Origin of the sequence: Streptomyces sp. cg40 (genome assembly GCF_050320165.1) — a bacterium.
Taxonomy (GTDB): domain Bacteria; phylum Actinomycetota; class Actinomycetes; order Streptomycetales; family Streptomycetaceae; genus Streptomyces; species Streptomyces hokutonensis.
In genome coordinates this window covers 9,770,865-9,786,846 of sequence record NZ_CP190128.1, presented here as the reverse complement: position 1 = coordinate 9,786,846, position 15,982 = coordinate 9,770,865, and the positions used below count along the sequence as shown (strand labels likewise).

Genomic DNA, 15,982 nt, shown 5'->3' with positions numbered 1-15,982 from the left:
GCTGGACCGAGGGTCACGAGGAAGGCCGGGCGACGGGATCCGAACGACAGGTGCGCGCGGGCCGGGCGGCTGCTCTCAGGCCGCCGTGGCCGGCTGGGGAGCCGCGGTGGCCCACTCCATCACCAGCCGCCGGTACTCCTCGCGCTGTTCGACGCTCAGTGTCCCGCCCGATCGGAGCCACAGGGCCCTGATCTCCTCGTTGACCTCGGCTGCCGATCGCTCGGTGGCTGATTCAACACGGGTGGACATGGTGTGAAGCATACGTCGCCGCAGGTGAAGGCGATGTGAGTAATCACGAGCCATTCGGACATATCGGACCGTGTTACTGATCACGTCCATCTGTCAACCCCCGTAACGCATTTCACACCTCCGCCACACCCAGCACCAGCACCTGGATCGCCAACACCGCGGCTCCGCGCGCCCAGTCGTGGAAGTCGGAGACCTTGGTCTCCATGTCGAGCGGGGCCGCCAGCGGATGCCGGTGGGCGCGCAGTGCGGCCTCCACCACCGGCCCGGCCACGTCCATCAGGCCGACGCCCTCACCGGCGAGCAGGATCTTCTGCGGCAGCACGAAGTTGGCGATCTGGGCGACCAACACGCCCAGCGCACGGGCCGCTTCGCCGATCACCCGGGCGGACATGGGCTCACCGGCCGCGGCACCGGCGAGGATCTCCTCGTACGTGAGGTCCCGCCCGGTGGCGGCCCGGACCTGGTAGCGGATGCTGGGGATGGTCAACAGCGAGACGGCGCTGCCGCGTTCACCGGTCGGGGTGAGCGGGCCGTTGGGGTCCAGGATCCAGTGGCGTCCGAAGCCGCGGTCCTCCTCGGCGTAGGGCACCCGTCTGCCGCCGAGGACCAGGCCGTAGCCGACGCCCGCGCCGATGGTGAGGACGACGAAGCGGTCGAGGCCGCGCCCGGCACCGAACCAGGTCTCGGCCTCGACGAACGCGGCCACGTCGTTCTCCACGACGACCGGCAACCCGGTGCGCTCCTCGACCAGTTGGGCCAGCGGGACGTCGCTCCAGTGCAGGAAGGCCGACTCCCCCACCACGGCACGGCCCCGGACGAGACCGCCGACACCGATGCCGATGCCCGTGAGGGTGGGGAACCGGGCGGTGAGTTCGCCGGTCATCCCGGCGAGCAGGTCCGCGACTTCGGCCGGGTCGTGGCTGGTGAGCGGACGGTCGAGGCGGGCGACGATCTCGCTCCTGAGGGTGGTGACGACGCCGTAGACCATGTCCTCGGTGACCTTGAACCCGAGGAAGGTGCGGGACTCGGCGACCACGTCGAGGGGTTGCGAGGGGCGGCCCTGGCGGACTTCGGCCGGGCCGCCGCCGTCGGGGACCTCGACCAGCAGGCCGGATTCGATCAGCGGCTTGGTGAGGCGGGTGAGGCTGCCCGCCGAGAGGTCGAGGCGGCGCGCGATGTCGGTGCGCGACAGCGGGCCGTGGACGAGTACCTCGATCGCCACGGAGCGTTCGCCGGGGCTCAGCGGCTGCCAGCTGGCGGCACGTGTGGTCATGGGCGTCAGACTCCCACACCCAAGATATTTTTGCTCCAGAACTATTAAAGCCCTCCAATGACCAGAATCCCGCACAGAAAAGATGCATGCAGGCCTCTTGACGCCAGGATTCTTTCGCGTCGAAAGTAAGTCACCCGAGGACGAGCCGTCGCAGACGAAGGAGTCTCCAGATGACCACCGCCTCAAGCAGCCCCCCGTTGCGCCCACCGCGGGCCCGTGAAGGCGGGGGCGACGGACGGCTGGCGGCGGTCTTCGTCGCCCCGGCCCTGCTGGGCTTCCTGGTCTTCCTGCTCTGGCCGACCCTGCGGGGCATCTACCTGAGCTTCACCCGCTTCAACCTGCTGACGCCGGCAAAGTGGGTGGGCCTCGACAACTACGACCGGATGGTCCACGACCCCATCTTCTGGTCCTCGTTGAAGGTCACCGTCGAGTACGTGGTCATCAACATCGGCATCCAGACGGTGTCGGCCCTCGCCATCGCGGTCCTGCTCCAACGGCTCACCCAGTCCGCCCTGTTGCGCGGGATCGTACTGACGCCGTATCTGATGTCGAACGTCGTCGTCGGCATCGTCTGGCTCTGGATCCTCGACACCCAGCTCGGCATCGGCAACGAGATCATCGGGGGACTCGGCTTCGACCGCATCCCCTTCCTCGCCGACAAGACCTGGGCGATCCCGACGATCGCCCTGATCAACGTGTGGCGGCACGTCGGCTACACCGCGCTGCTGCTGTTCGCCGGGCTCCAGGCCATCCCGAACGACATGTACGAGGCGGCGAAGGTGGACGGCGCGAGCGAGTGGCGGATGTTCTGGCGGATCACGATGCCGCTGCTGCGGCCGGTCCTCGCGGTCGTGCTGATCATGACGGTGATCGGTTCGTTCCAGGTGTTCGACACGGTCGCGGTGACCACCGCGGGCGGCCCGGCGAACGCGACCAACGTCCTCCAGTACTACATCTACGGCTCCGCCTTCGGCCGCTTCCAGTTCGGCTACGCCTCCGCGATGTCCGTGGCCCTGCTGATCGTGCTGAGCGCGATCACCTTCCTCCAGTACCGGATCACCCGCGCCGGCCAGACCGACCTCGGCTGACCGGAAGGAGACGACATGGCCACCCTGACCACCACGCCCAGCACCCCCACCACGACCGAGCAGACGACCGTACGGCCGCCCCGGCCCCGCATCTCCGTCGGTAAGGTAGCCGCCTGGGCCGCGATGACCGCGATCGTCCTGATCACACTGCTGCCCTTCTACTGGATCCTGCGCACCGCGCTCTCCACCAACACCGGGCTCGCCGCGCACCCCTCGGACCCGCTGCCGGTCGACTTCACCACCGGCGGTTTCGAGCGGGCGCTCGGCCTCCAGTCGACCAAGGAGGCGATCGCGCAAGGCGGTGCGGGCGGCGGACTCACCTTCTGGCGCTATCTGCTCAACTCGGTGATCGTCTCGACGCTGGTCACCGTCTGTCAGGTGTTCTTCTCCGCGATGGCCGCCTACGCCTTCGCCCGGCTGCGCTGGCGCGGCCGGGACCGGATGTTCGGGCTGTTCCTGGCCGGGCTGATGGTGCCGGCCATCTTCACCCTGCTGCCGAACTTCGTCCTCATCAAGCAACTCGGGCTCGTGGACACCCTGTTGGGGATCGCGCTGCCGACGATGTTCATGACGCCGTTCGCGGTGTTCTTCCTCAGGCAGTTCTTCATGAACGTCCCGCGCGAGGTCGAGGAGGCGGCGCTGCTCGACGGCGCGGGCAAGGTCCGCGTCTTCTTCCGGGTGCTGCTGCCGATGGCGTCCACGCCGATCCTGACGCTGGGCGTGCTGACGTACATCACCTCCTGGAACGACTACTTCTGGCCGTTGATGGTGTCCTACAGCGACAGCTCGCGCGTGCTGTCGGTGGCGCTGGCGATCTTCCGCTCGCAGACCCCGCAGACCGGCTACGACTGGTCGGGCCTGATGGCGGCGACCCTGATCGCCGCGCTCCCGATGCTGGTGCTCTTCTCGGTGTTCGCGCGCCGCATCGTCAGCTCCATCGGCTTCACCGGAATCAAGTAAGGGGCAGGGCATGCGAATTCGTACAGTCGCTGCGCTAAAAGGTGCACTGACCGGGGCGCTCGCGCTGTCCCTGACGGCGGGCTGCGCGAAGGGCGACTCCGTGGGGTCGGCCTCCAACACAGTGACGTACTGGCTGTGGGACTCCAACCAGCTCCCCGCCTACCAGGCCTGCGCGAAGGGCTTCGAGCAGCAGAACCCCGGACTCAAGGTGAAGATCACGCAGTTGGGCTGGGGCGACTACTGGACCAAGCTCACGGCGAGCTTCATCGCCGGCACCCAGCCGGACGTCTTCACCGACCACATCCAGAAGTTCGGCCAGTTCGCCGATTTGAAGGTGCTGGAGCCGCTGGACGACCTCGGCATCGGTGACGCCGCCTACCAACCCGGCCTCGCCGCCAACTGGGTGGGCCAGGACGGCCATCGCTACGGCGCCCCGAAGGACTGGGACACGGTCGCCCTCTTCTACAACCAGAAGATGGCCAAGGCGGCGGGCCTGAGCGCGGACCAGCTCAACAGCCTGTCCTGGAACCCGACGGACGGCGGCACCTTCGAGAAGGCCATCGCCCATCTCACCGTCGACAGGAACGGCAAGCGCGGCGACGAACCGGGCTTCGACAAGAAGCACGTCAAGACGTACGGCCTCGCCAGCGGCGGCGCGGGCGACGCCGACGGTCAGACGACGTGGAGTCCCTTCACCGGCTCGGCCGGCTGGAGCTACACGGACAAGAAGCGCTGGGGCACCGAGTACCAGTACGACAGCAAGACCTTCCAGTCCGTGATCAAGTGGTACTTCGGGCTGGCGAAGAAGGGCTATCTCGCGCCTTATACGGACTACAGCGACGGCGCCAACCCGGCCAACGCGCAGATCGCCTCGGGCAAGGCGGCGACCTCCTTCGACGGTGCGTGGATGATCTCGACGTACTACGCGGCGAAGGGCGTCAAGGTCGGCACGGCGTTCACGCCGACCGGTCCGAGCGGTGAGCGGGCGACCATGATGAACGGTCTCGCCGATTCGATCACCAAGAAGGCGCACAACAAACCTGGCGCGGAGAAATGGGTCAAGTACCTCTCCTCCGACGAATGCCAGAAAACGGTCGGCAATTACGGAATCGTGTTCCCCGCGACCCCCGACGGCACGGACACCGCCGTCGCCGCCTACAAGAAGAAGGGCATCGATGTCACGGCCTTCACCAGGCCGGTCTCCGACAAGAAGGACTTCACCACCTTCTCCTATCCGATCACCAACTACGCGGCGGACGTGTACGCGTTGATGCACCCCGCCATGCAGGACGTCTACGCCAACGACGCACCCGTCAGCGGTCTGGGTAAGACGAACAAGCAGATCAACTTCATCCTCGGTCAGTGACGCGTCGGTCGACGACCCACGCGTCAACGACATCCTCGTCAGAGAAGGACACGCACCCATGACGTTCTCCCTCGGCATCGTCGGAGCAGGCCAGTTCTCGGGCCAGTTCGCCAGACTGTTCCAGGCCCACCCGGGCGTGAGCGAGGTCTATGTGACCGACCTCCTCCCGGAGCGGGCGGAGCAACTGGTCGCCGAACAAGGGCTGGCGGGCACCTTCCCGTCGTACGAGGCGATGCTGGAGTCGAAGGCCGTCGACGCCGTCGCGATCTTCACCCAGCGCTGGACGCACGGCCCCCTGGTCCTCCAGGGGCTCGGCGCCGGCAAGCACGTGTACTCCGCGGTCCCCATGGCGATCAGCACGGAGGAGATCGCGGCGATCATCGACGCGGTCAAGGCGACCGGGCTGACGTACATGATGGGCGAGACCAGCCAGTACAACCCGGCGACCGTGCACGCCCGCAACCAGATCGCGGAGGGCGCCTTCGGGCGGATCTTCTACGCCGAGGGCGACTACGTCCACGACATGGATCTGGGGTTCTACGAGGCGTACCAGTACAGCGGCGGCGACAACTGGAAGGCCACCGCGAGCTATCCGCCGCTGCTGTACCCGACGCACTCGGTGGGCGGGGTGCTCGGCGCCTGGCGGACGCACGCGGTGAGCGTGTCCGCGATCGGGGTCGTGGACGAGCGCGGGGACGGGGTCTTCGACCGGGAGGTCAGCCAGTTCGGCAACGACTTCTCCAACGCGACCGCGCTGTTCGAGGTGGCGGGCGGCGGTTCGTTCCGTACGAACGAGTTCCGTCGCGTGGGCTATCCCTCGCAGATCCGGGAGTCGCGTTTCCGGTTCTTCGGCACGGACGCGAGCATGGAGCAGCTCGCGACGGTGGCCTTCTGGCAGGACAAGAAGGGGGTGAAGGACATCAGCGAGCTGCTGGAGCCCAAGCCCACCATGTCTCCTGACGATCCGTCACTCCAGCACATCGCGCCGGACCTCCGGGCCGCCTTCACCTCGGGCTCGGCGCCGGTGCACGACCGGTCGCGGCTGCCGCGGGAGTTCGACAACCTCCACAACGGCCACGAGGGCAGCCACCACTTCCTGGCGGACGACTTCGTGACCGCGGTCAACTCCCGCACCCTGCCGTCCGTCAACGCGTGGGTCGCGGCCCGCTACACCCTGCCGGGCATCGTCGCGCACGACTCGGCACGGCAGGGCGGGGCGAGGCTGGAGATCCCGGACTTCGGGGACGCGCCGGAGTAACGGGCAGGGTACGCAAGCCGGGTGACTGTCCGTCAGGTACCCGGCTTGCGGCCGTACACGAACACGTCGTCGCCGTTCTTCAGCAGCGACCAGTACTTCTTCGCGGTGGCCGGGGTCATGTTGACGCAGCCGTGCGAGCCCGGCGGGTTCCACATGCTGAGGTTGACCGAGTGGAAGGCCTGGCCGCCGTCGAAGAACTGGCTGTAGGGCATGGGCACGTTGTAGATGTTCGAGACGTGGTCGATGTCCCGCCAGTAGATCTTCTTCAGTCCCGTGCGGGTCTCGTAGCCGTTACGGCCGGTACGCACCGGGACCGGGCCGTAGACGAGCCGACTGCCGTCCTGGATCCAACTGATCTGGAGCGTGAGGTTGACGCAGGCGATACGGCCCTTGTTGGTCGGGCACTTGCCGGCCGCGTTGGGCTTGTTGCCCACGGCCTTCTGCTTGTTCATCAGGTCCATCACACCCCAGGTGACGGACCCGGCGTAGCCGATGTTCGGCGTGATGCCGTGCTTGGTCTGGAAGGCCCGGATGGCCTTGCAGTCGGCGGCCGACTGCTTCCCGTCGACCGGCCGCCCGAGGAACGTCTCCACCTGCTTCTGGTACGGCCCCGCCTGCGTCGTACAGCTCGCCGCCGCCTGCGCCGGCATGCTCCCCAACGCGAGCGTGAGCGGCGCCACCAGCCCGGTGAGCCCGAGCACCACGGCGCCTCGTCTGCGTATGTCCCCCATGACCTGCCCTTTCCCTTGCCCCGGAACTGCGATCTCTGCCACCTAGACCTGTACCTGCGGGTGCGGGTTGTAGTCCAGGGCGCGCTGCGACGAAACGGTGACTTTCCGAGTCACCCGGTGACATTCCCGGATCCGATGCCGCTACCAACGGGCTCGCACCACTCCGTCGCCGTCGGGCATGACGGCGGTGAGCAGAGGCGCGTCTTCATCGGCGTACACGGACCGGAGCGTTGCGGCCTCTGCACCGGATATCCGGGCAGCCAGCTCCGGAAGGTCGTCCTCGTCGGCGACAGCACTGTGGATCCTGCCGTCCTTGTCCTGCCAGACGCCTTCGACGAGGCCGTCGGCAAGGAGGGTGCCCAGGACCGCCTCGGTGTCGGAGGACAGGTCGGGCCATACGGCCAGCCGGGCGCGGGGCGTGATCCCGGCGCGAACCGTGTCGATGGTGTCGGGGGTGAGGCGATGCCATTGAGACGCGCCTCGGATGTACATCTCCTCCAGGAGTCCGGCGCTGCACATGACGACGGCCCGGCGCAGAGCGGCCCAGAAGTCGTCGTCGGCCGGCCGCCGGACGTCCTCCTCGTTGGTCACCATGTCGTATGGAGAGGCGTCGATGCGTTCCGGGAACAGCCCTAGCGCGCGGGTTCGTACCAGCGCCTCCTCGCAGGGGCGGCTACTGCCGACGTAGAGATACTGGTCCAATCCGACATGCACGGCGAAACTGCCCTCCGCCTCCAGCCGGCACCAGGCACCACTGTCACGCAGCATGAGCCGCACCAGTTCGAGCCCGACTTCCAGCGGGACCTCCGCTCCGTCATGGAAGCCGGTGAGGCCCGCCGGGAAGATCCCGGCGAGCCCGAAGCCCTCCAGAGGCGGCTCGACGCCGAAGTGTGCCAGGGACGGGACCTGCGGCTCACGGACGGACAGGCGATCGACACCCGCCTCCGCGGCGAACGCCCCGACTGCCTGGACATAGGCCGCCTCCACCTCACCGTGATCGCTGGCGGTGTCCTCGGTGCCCGTGTAGTGCCCGTGTTCGTCGCGGTCGGCGGGGTCGTACTTGGTGACGCGGTGGACGTAGGGGAGTTGCACATCTCCATCCTCCGGCACGGCTCCGACAGCGCCCAAGGAATTTTCGGGCACCGACCACTGGGACGATTCCCGCGCCATCGGTCCAGTTTCCGCGAAGTGGACCGATACGCCGGCCCTCCCCTCGTCCTACGCTCCCGCCCATGCACCGCACTCTCGCCGACGATCTCGCCCGGCTTCCCGAACTCCTCCAGTCCGCCCGTGACTTCGCCGCCCGTGAGTTGGCCGGTATGGCCGAGCGGCCGGTTGTCCACCCCGGGAAGGCACCCGATCACGACCCGCTGCCGGTCGAAGGGACCGGTGCCGAGGGCGCTCTCGCGCGGTTCGCCGAGCGGTGGGCGCCCGGTTTCTCGGGGTCTGCGGGGCCGCGCTACCTCGGGTTCGTCACGGGCGGTGCGACGCCCGCGTCGGTCGCCGGGGACTGGCTGACCAGCGCGTACGACCAGAACGTGTCCGGCGCGGCCGGTTCCTGGGCGGCGGCGCTGGAGCGGGAGACGGTCGGTTGGCTGCGCGAGCTGTTCGGGCTGGGCGATGCACATTCCGGAGCCTTCGTGACCGGCGCGACCGTGTCCAACACGGTGGGGCTCGCCGTCGCCCGCGAGTGGGTGGGCGAGAGGCAGGGCGTGGACGTGTCCCGGGACGGGGCCGCCGCGCTCGGACCGGTCGACGTGCTCTCCGGGAGCCCGCACTCCAGCGTCAGCAAGGCGCTGTCCGTGCTGGGCATCGGCCGGGACCGGCTGCGGCAGGTGCCCGTGCTCGCCAGCAACCGTGAGGCCGTCGACGTGTCCCGACTCGACTCCGTCCTGGCCGAGTTGGGAGGCCGGTCGGCGATTGTCGTGGCGAACGCCGGTACCGTGAACACCGTCGACTTCGACGACCTGCGGGCCATCGCGGCCCTCAAGGAACGGCACGACTTCTGGCTGCACGTGGACGCCGCGTTCGGCGGTTTCGCAGCCCTCTCCCCCGCCCACGCCCACCTCGTCGACGGACTCGACGCGGCGGACTCGGTCTGCGTCGACCTGCACAAGTGGCTCAACGTGCCCTACGACGCGGCCGTCCAGTTCACCCGCCGCCGCGACCTGCAGACCCGGGTGTTCCACAACTCCTCGCCGTACCTCGGCCTGCCGACCGGCGACCCGGACTTCCTCCACCTCACCCCGGAGAACTCACGGCGGCTGCGCGCCCTCCCGGCCTGGTTCTCCCTCCTGGCGTACGGCCGCGCCGGGCACCGCGAGATCGTCGAGCGCAACATCGCCCTCGCCCACCGCCTCGGCGACGGCATCGCCGCGCTCCCGGGCCTGCGGCTGTCGGCACCGGTCCGGCTGAACGTCGTCTGCTTCACCCTCGCCGAGCACCCGACGCAGGAACGGGTGGCCGCGCTGGCGGAGGCCGTCGCCGCGACCGGCGAGGCGTTCCTGACGCCCACGGTGTACGACGGGACGCCCGCGCTGCGGGCCGCGTTCAGCAACTGGCGTACGTCCGAGGCGGATACGGACCGGGTGCTGGCGACGCTGGCTTCAACGCCCCTCTGAAAGGGCCTGCCGGAAGCCGGTGTTGACCGCGGTGACTCCTCCGTCGACGGTGAGCGTGGTGCCGGTGATCCAGGAGGCGTCGCGCGAGGCGAGGAACGCAACGGCTGCCGCGATGTCCTCGGGCTCGCCGACCCGGCCGAGCGGATACAGCCCGCTCACCGCGTCGAGGTCGTCGTCCCGACCCTCCCAGGCGGAGGTGCGGACCGTGCCCGGCACCACCAGGTTGACCCGCACACCCCGCCGGGCGGCGTGTCCGGCGAGGGTGCGGGTGAGCGAGACGAGTCCGGCCTTGGCCGCGCTGTAGGCGTGGTTGCCGAAGTCCTGGGCCCCGTTGACGGAACCGATAGTGACGATCGCCCCGCGTCCGGAGGCGACCAGGTGCGGGAGTGCGGCGCGGCAGCAGCGGAACGTTCCCGTCAACGTGATGTCGAGGTCGCGCCCCCACTCGCCGTCGGGCTGGTCCTCGAAGAGCGGGAGGTCGGGAGTGCAGTGGGCCGCGCAGTTGACCAGGACGTCGAGCCCTCCGAACGTCGCCACGGCATGAGCGACGGCGCGCTCCACCGCCGCCCGGTCGCCCACGTCGCAGCCCAACGCCTCCGCCGCCAGCCCGAGTTCACGCAGGTCCGCCGCCGCCTTCTCCGCCTCGGGCAGATCCGTGTCGGTCACCAGAACCCGCGCGCCCTCCTCACCGAGCCGCCGGGAGACGGCCGCGCCGATGCCCCGGGCCGCACCGGTGACGAGAACTCCGTACCCCTCGAAGCGCGTTGTGTCAGTCATGCACGCGAACCTACTGCCGGAACGATCAACTCGGCAGATACCGTGCGGACATGAACGCGTTCATACAGCAACTTCCCGCGCTGATCGGTGTGGTGATCGGCGCGCTCGGTTCGTACGTGGCGATCGTGCGGGGTGAGCGGGTGAGGTTCAACCGTGAGCGGGAGGCCCGTTGGGAAGAGCGGCGGCTCGCCGTGTACACGGACTACGCACGAGTCCTGAAGCAGACGGTCACGCTCACCTACCGGGTCGCGTCCCACTTCCGCAACGACCCGCACCCCCACCCGCTCACCCCCGAGGAGGCGGCACCGATGATCGCCGAGGCCACGCTGGCCCGCGACCCGGCCGGGGAGACGCTGCTCATGCTGGGCAGCCCGGAGGTGGTGGCGAAGGCCCGGGTGTGGGTCACCTCGGTGCTGGCGATGGAGCGGTTCCTGCGCGAGGGCCGGCACGATCCGGAGACCTGGCAGGAATTGCTGGAACGACAGCGGGAAGGGCGACAGGGCTACTACGCGGCCGTACGTGACGATCTGGCCCTGCCCCCAGGTCACTCGGCCGCCTGGGTACTGCCGCCCGTGAGCCCCGTCTGACCTCACCGATACCCGGTCACATCCGCCGGCTTCCCCAAATCCTGCACCTCCACCAGATACCGCCACGCGTCCGGCCGGCTCCCGTCGAGGTCCGTGAAGCCGTACACCGGAGCGAGCCCGCCGCTGGACAGCGACTGCCCGTTCCAGCGGGCGACTTGGGGATCGGTCGCGAGGGCGGTGACCGCGCGGCCGACGTAGCGCGGGGTCTCCGAGATGGCGAAGTGGGGGACGCGGTCGAGGGCGTCACGCCAGTTGTCCTCGCGGACGCCGAACTGGTCGAGCATGATCTCCGAGCGCAGCCAGCCCGGGGTGAGCGCCACGGCGGTGGCACCGCGCGGGCCGAGTTCATGGCCGAGGGCGAAGGCCATGCGCAGGACGGACGACTTGGCGAGGTCGTAGAAGAAGGAGACGCGGTAGGTGTCGCGGTTGTAGTCGGCGGTCCCGTCGGTCATCTCGACGACCAGGCCGCCGGGGCGGCGCAGCAGCAGGGGCAGGGCGTGGTGGCTGGTGATCGCGTGTGTCTCGACCGCCAGCCGGAGGAGCCGGAGCCCTTTGTCGAGGTCGTGTTCCCAGACCGGGGTGTCCCAGGCGAAGAGGTGTTCGCCGCCCCAGATGTCGTTGACGAGGATGTCGAGGCGGCCCTGTTCCTCGTCGATGCGGTCGACGAGGGACCGTACGGCCGAGGGGTCCAGGTGGTCGGTGGGTACGGCGACGCCCCGGCCGCCGACCGCGGTGACCAGGTCGGCGGTGTCCTCGATCGTCTCGGGACGGTCGTAATCGGAGCGCCGGGCGCGGGTGGTGCGGCCGGTGACGTAGACGGTGGCGCCGGCCGCGCCGAGTTCCACGGCGATCCCGCGTCCCGCTCCGCGCGTCGCCCCCGCGACCAGCGCGACCTTGCCTTCCAGTGGGCCCGGCATGTCCGACCTCCCGTGCTCGTTCGACGTGTCTCATGTCGATCGTGCACGGGAAGCCGGACATCTTCTGTCGGGATTGTTTCCGGGGCGTCAGTGGCCCCGCGCGATCCACTCCTCCAGGTGAGTGGCCTCGGCCCCTACGGTCGTCGAGTCGCCGTGTCCCGTGAGCACCTTCGTCTCCGGCGGGAGGGTCAGGAGGCGGTCGCGGATGGAGTCGATGATGGTCGGGAAGTGGGAGTACGACCGTCCCGTGGCGCCCGGGCCACCGTGGAAGAGCGTGTCGCCGGTGAAGACCGTGCCGAGCCCGGGGTCGTAGAGGCAGACCGCACCGGGCGCGTGTCCCGGTGTGTGCAGGACCTTCAGGTCGGCGCCGCCGGCCTCGATGACCTGGCCGTCGGCGAGATGGGCGTCGGGGTCGCGGTCGGGGTGGGTCTGCTTCCACAGCGGCAGGTCGTCGGGGTGCAGCCAGATCTTGGCGCCGGTACGGTCCGCGAGGGCCGGGGCGGCGTCGATGTGGTCGTTGTGGGCGTGGGTGCAGATGATCGCGGTCAGCCGACGGTCGCCGATCGCCTCGACGATCGCGTCGGCGTCATGGGCGGCGTCGATCACGACGACCTCGTGGTCGTCGCCGACGATCCACACGTTGTTGTCGACGTCCCAGGTGCCGCCGTCGAGCGTGAACTGCCCGGAGGTGACGAGGTGTTCGATGCGCGCGGCCATCAGAGCACCACCACCGAGCGCAGCACATCCCCGCCGTGCATCCGCTCGAACGCCTTCTCCACCTCGTCGAGTTGGACCGTCTCGGTGACGAACGCGCCCAGATCCAGGCGGCCTTGCTGGTGCAGGTCGATCAGCATCGGGAAGTCGCGGGAGGGCAGACAGTCGCCGTACCAGGACGACTTGAGGGAACCGCCACGTCCGAAGACGTCCAGGAGCGGGAGTTCGAGCTTCATCTCGGGCGTCGGAACGCCGACGAGGACGACCGTGCCGGCGAGATCACGGCCGTAGAAGGCCTGCTTGTACGTCTCGGGGCGGCCGACCGCCTCGATGACGACGTCGGCGCCGAAGCCGCCGGTCAGTTCGCGGATCGCCTCGACGGCGTCGGAGGTCTTGGAGTTGACGGTGTGGGTGGCGCCCATCGTGAGGGCCTTCTCCAGCTTGCGGTCGTCGATGTCGACGGCGATGATCCGGGCCGCGCCCGCGAGCCGCGCCCCGGCGATCGCCGCGTCGCCGACCCCGCCGCAGCCGATGACGGCGACGGTGTCGCCGCGCCCGACGTTCCCGGTGTTGATCGCCGCGCCGATACCGGCCATCACGCCACAGCCGAGGAGACCGGCGACGGCCGGGGAGACCGTCGGGTCCACCTTGGTGCACTGGCCCGCCGCGACCAGCGTCTTGTCGGCGAAGGCGCCGATACCGAGGGCCGGGGAGAGTTCCTGGCCGGTCGAGGCGAGGGTCATCTTCTGCTTGGCGTTGTGGGTGTTGAAGCAGTACTGCGGCCGGCCGCGCAGACAGGCCCGGCAATTACCGCACACCGCACGCCAGTTGAGGATCACGAAGTCACCGGGTGCCACATCGGTGACGCCCTCGCCGACCGACTCCACGATCCCCGCCGCCTCGTGGCCGAGGAGGAAGGGGAAGTCGTCGCTGATGCCGCCCTGCTTGTAGTGCAGGTCGGTGTGACAGACCCCGCAGGCCTGTACCTTCACCACGGCCTCACCGGGGCCGGGGTCGGGTACGACGATCGTCTCGACCCGGACCGGTTCGTTCTTTCCCAGCGCGATCACGCCGCGCACTTCCTGCGCCATGGTCCTGAACCCTTTCGTCGATCGTTGTCCCTGCCTGAGACCCTACGCGTGACTGATCGGTAAGGGCACGACGGAGGCTCGACAGCGTCGGCGGCCGACGTAGCCTGAAGGCTCCGACCGCATCCCGAGGAGCGCCGTGGCCATCGCAGGGACTCGGAGCGGCGCGCCGGCCTGGCGGCTGCTCCTCGACTACGTACGGCCGCACCGCTGGGCCCTGTTGGCGGGCGCGCTGCTCTCGCTGGTCACCGGCGGCACCGGGCTGCTGCTGCCGCTGGTGGCGCGCGGACTCATCGACGATCTCTCGCACGACCGGACGATCACCGGCGCGTTGCTCGCGATGTCGGCGCTGGTGGTCGCCAACGCGGCGGTGGGCGCGCTGGGTTCGTACGTGCTGCGGCGCACCGCCGAGTCGGTGGTGCTCGGCGCGCGGCGCGCCCTGTCGTCGTATCTGCTGCGGCTGCGGATCGGCGCGGTGGACCGCAGCGAGCCCGGCGACCTGATGGCCCGCATCACCTCCGACACCACCCTCCTGCGCGAGGTCACCACCGACTCACTGGTCGGCCTCGGCACCGAGGGGCTCATCCTCGTGGCGACGATCGTGATGATGGGCCTGGTCGATCCCGTGCTGCTGGCCGTCACCCTCGGTGTGATCGTGGGCGCGGGCACCGTGCTCAGCGTGATCGTGCCGCGCATCAACCGGGCCAGCCGGCAGGCGCAGGACGCGATCGGTGTGATGGGTGCCTCGCTGGAGCGGATCCTCGGCGCGCTGCGCACGGTGAAGGCGTCCGGCGCCGAGGACCGCGAGGAGCGCACCCTGCACGCGGCGGCCGAGGAGTCGTGGCGGCAGAGCATCCGCGCCGCCAAGTGGGCGGCCGCGGCGGGCAATACGGCCGGTCTGTCGATGCAGATCGCGTTCATCACCGTCCTCGCGGTGGGCGGAGCACGCGTGGCGACGGGCGCGATAGACGTCGGCACGCTGGTCGCCTTCCTCCTCTACGTCTTCTACCTCATGATGCCGATCCAGCAGGTCGTCGGTGCGATCACGCAGTACCAGACGGGCGCCGCGGCCCTCGCCCGCATCCAGGAAGCGCTGGAACTCCCGGCCGAACCCCCGTCCCTGCCCGCCGAGTTGCCCTCCCCCGGCGCCGAACCCGCGTCCCTCGCCTTCGACGACGTCCGCTTCCGCTACGCCGACGACCTGCCCTACGTCCATCACGGCGTGACCTTCTCCGTGCCGGCCCAGGGCATGACGGCGTTCGTCGGCCCGTCCGGCGCCGGCAAGACCACCGTGTTCTCCCTCATCGAGCGCTTCTACGACCCCGAGTCCGGCGCCATCACCCTCGACGGCCGGGACCTCGCGAACTGGGAGCTGTCCGAGCTCCGCTCCGCCATCGGCTATGTGGAGCAGGACGCGCCGGTCCTGTCGGGCTCCCTGCGCGACAACCTGCTGCTCGGCAACCTGGACGCGAGCGCGGACGACGTCACCCGCGTGCTGAAGACGACCCGCCTGGACGGCCTGGTCGCCCGGCTCCCGAAGGGCGTCGACACCCTGGTCGGCCACCGCGGCACCCGCCTCTCCGGCGGCGAACGCCAGCGCGTCGCGATCGCCCGCGCCCTGCTGCGCCACCCCCGCCTGCTGCTCCTGGACGAGGCGACCTCGCAGCTCGACGCGGTCAACGAGGCGGCCCTGCGCGACACCGTCGCCGATGTGGCCCGTACGACGACGGTCCTGGTCGTCGCGCACCGGCTGTCCACGGTGACGATGGCCGACCGGATCGTCGTCATGGACGCGGGCCGGGTCCGCGCGGTGGGCACGCACCGGGAGCTGGTGAGCGCCGACCCGCTGTACGCGGAGCTGGCGGCAACCCAGTTCCTGGCGACGGCGGGCTGACGCCGCCGCACGACTGAGGGCCGCCCGTTTCCGGACGGCCCTCAAGGTCTGCGCGCTGCGCGGACCGGCTACTCGACGGCGGGGAGGAGTCCCGTGACCGGCGCGGCCATGTCGGTGACCTGGTGCAGCTGCTGGAGGTCGTTGAGGTGGTTCAGCGCCTTCATCTGGTCGGCGACCTTCGGGAGCTGCGCCTGGTGCTCGGCGGGGATCTCGCTCACCGCGAGGGAGTCCAGCAGGGCGACCGGGCTGACCTTGCCGTCCTTGAAGGCGGGCGCGTCGGCGGCGTTCGCCATCGGCGCGACGAGGCCGGTGACTCCGACGGCGAGACCAACGGCGGCGGCAATACGTCGTGTTGAGATCATGCTTCCAGCAACGCGGACGGTAGCCGCCCGGTCACGGGCACCGGTCACCACTCACCCGTGAGGCGGAGCGCGCCCCTCGGTTTGCCGACCCCGGCCC

Annotated in this window: 16 protein-coding genes; 7 read left to right on the top strand and 9 right to left on the bottom strand. The window is 69.5% G+C overall.

Translation table 11 applies throughout. The features are described 5' to 3' along the window. Nucleotides 1–75: 75 nt before the first annotated feature. Nucleotides 76–261 carry a hypothetical protein gene (locus ACQHII_RS44205; protein WP_019067850.1) on the bottom strand — a complete coding sequence of 62 codons (186 nt, stop codon included), beginning with the start codon at nt 259–261 and terminating at the stop codon, nt 76–78. A 100-nt stretch (nt 262–361) separates the two neighbouring features. Then, on the bottom strand, nt 362–1,522 hold the full coding sequence (locus ACQHII_RS44200; protein ID WP_427924563.1) for an ROK family transcriptional regulator: 1,161 nt from the start codon (nt 1,520–1,522) through the stop codon (nt 362–364). A gap of 170 nt (nt 1,523–1,692) precedes the next feature. Here ACQHII_RS44200 and ACQHII_RS44195 point away from each other — a divergent pair, with 170 nt between their 5' ends. Genes ACQHII_RS44195 through ACQHII_RS44180 form a run of 4 tightly spaced genes read left to right on the top strand, consistent with a single transcriptional unit; the run spans nt 1,693 to nt 6,194 of the window. Continuing rightward, a complete protein-coding gene (locus ACQHII_RS44195) occupies nt 1,693–2,610 on the top strand; it encodes a carbohydrate ABC transporter permease (RefSeq protein ID WP_427924562.1) in 918 nt (305 codons plus the stop codon). 15 nt (nt 2,611–2,625) lie between these two features. Next, nucleotides 2,626–3,570, top strand: a complete 945-nt coding sequence (locus ACQHII_RS44190) for a carbohydrate ABC transporter permease (protein ID WP_427924561.1) — start codon at nt 2,626–2,628, stop codon at nt 3,568–3,570. A gap of 10 nt (nt 3,571–3,580) precedes the next feature. Further along, entirely contained in the window at nt 3,581–4,936 is a 1,356-nt protein-coding gene (locus tag ACQHII_RS44185; protein WP_427924560.1) for an ABC transporter substrate-binding protein, read from the top strand. Nucleotides 4,937–4,994: 58 nt separating this feature from the next. Further along, the gene (locus ACQHII_RS44180) at nt 4,995–6,194 is read left to right on the top strand and encodes a Gfo/Idh/MocA family protein (RefSeq protein ID WP_427924559.1); all 1,200 of its coding nucleotides are present in this window, start codon (nt 4,995–4,997) and stop codon (nt 6,192–6,194) included. A gap of 32 nt (nt 6,195–6,226) precedes the next feature. Here the strand turns inward: ACQHII_RS44180 and ACQHII_RS44175 are convergent, their stop codons facing one another. Both ACQHII_RS44175 and ACQHII_RS44170 read right to left on the bottom strand, forming a co-directional pair. Next, nucleotides 6,227–6,925 carry a L,D-transpeptidase family protein gene (locus ACQHII_RS44175; protein WP_427924558.1) on the bottom strand — a complete coding sequence of 233 codons (699 nt, stop codon included), beginning with the start codon at nt 6,923–6,925 and terminating at the stop codon, nt 6,227–6,229. 141 nt (nt 6,926–7,066) lie between these two features. After that, nucleotides 7,067–8,017, bottom strand: coding sequence for an RNA-binding protein (locus ACQHII_RS44170; RefSeq protein ID WP_427924557.1), 951 nt, complete (start codon nt 8,015–8,017; stop codon nt 7,067–7,069). A gap of 140 nt (nt 8,018–8,157) precedes the next feature. Here ACQHII_RS44170 and ACQHII_RS44165 point away from each other — a divergent pair, with 140 nt between their 5' ends. Then, entirely contained in the window at nt 8,158–9,546 is a 1,389-nt protein-coding gene (locus ACQHII_RS44165; protein WP_427924556.1) for a pyridoxal phosphate-dependent decarboxylase family protein, read from the top strand. Here ACQHII_RS44165 and ACQHII_RS44160 read toward each other — a convergent pair. After that, the gene (locus ACQHII_RS44160) at nt 9,532–10,323 is read right to left on the bottom strand and encodes an SDR family NAD(P)-dependent oxidoreductase (protein WP_427924555.1); all 792 of its coding nucleotides are present in this window, start codon (nt 10,321–10,323) and stop codon (nt 9,532–9,534) included. The genes ACQHII_RS44165 and ACQHII_RS44160 overlap by 15 nt on opposite strands. A 50-nt stretch (nt 10,324–10,373) precedes the next feature. Between ACQHII_RS44160 and ACQHII_RS44155 the strand changes: the two genes are divergently transcribed. Further along, complete coding sequence (locus ACQHII_RS44155; RefSeq protein WP_427924554.1) at nt 10,374–10,910, top strand: hypothetical protein; 537 nt, start codon at nt 10,374–10,376, stop codon at nt 10,908–10,910. Nucleotides 10,911–10,912: 2 nt separating this feature from the next. Here ACQHII_RS44155 and ACQHII_RS44150 read toward each other — a convergent pair whose 3' ends face one another. The 3 genes from ACQHII_RS44150 to ACQHII_RS44140 form a co-directional block, all read right to left on the bottom strand. After that, nucleotides 10,913–11,827, bottom strand: a complete 915-nt coding sequence (locus ACQHII_RS44150; RefSeq protein ID WP_427924553.1) for an SDR family oxidoreductase — start codon at nt 11,825–11,827, stop codon at nt 10,913–10,915. Between the two features lie 87 nt (nt 11,828–11,914). Beyond that, entirely contained in the window at nt 11,915–12,544 is a 630-nt protein-coding gene (locus ACQHII_RS44145; protein WP_427924552.1) for an MBL fold metallo-hydrolase, read from the bottom strand. Further along, a complete protein-coding gene (locus tag ACQHII_RS44140) occupies nt 12,544–13,632 on the bottom strand; it encodes an S-(hydroxymethyl)mycothiol dehydrogenase (protein WP_427924551.1) in 1,089 nt (362 codons plus the stop codon). Before ACQHII_RS44140 ends, ACQHII_RS44145 begins: the two co-directional genes overlap by 1 nt. A gap of 136 nt (nt 13,633–13,768) precedes the next feature. On the opposite strand from ACQHII_RS44140, the gene ACQHII_RS44135 reads away from it, so the two are divergent. Next, nucleotides 13,769–15,523, top strand: coding sequence for an ABC transporter ATP-binding protein (locus ACQHII_RS44135; protein ID WP_427924550.1), 1,755 nt, complete (start codon nt 13,769–13,771; stop codon nt 15,521–15,523). A 68-nt stretch (nt 15,524–15,591) separates the two neighbouring features. On the opposite strand, the gene ACQHII_RS44130 is transcribed toward ACQHII_RS44135, so the two are convergent. Then, nucleotides 15,592–15,885 (bottom strand): hypothetical protein, encoded by a 294-nt coding sequence (locus ACQHII_RS44130; RefSeq protein WP_359608693.1) that lies wholly within the window; start codon nt 15,883–15,885, stop codon nt 15,592–15,594. Nucleotides 15,886–15,982: the final 97 nt, after the last annotated feature.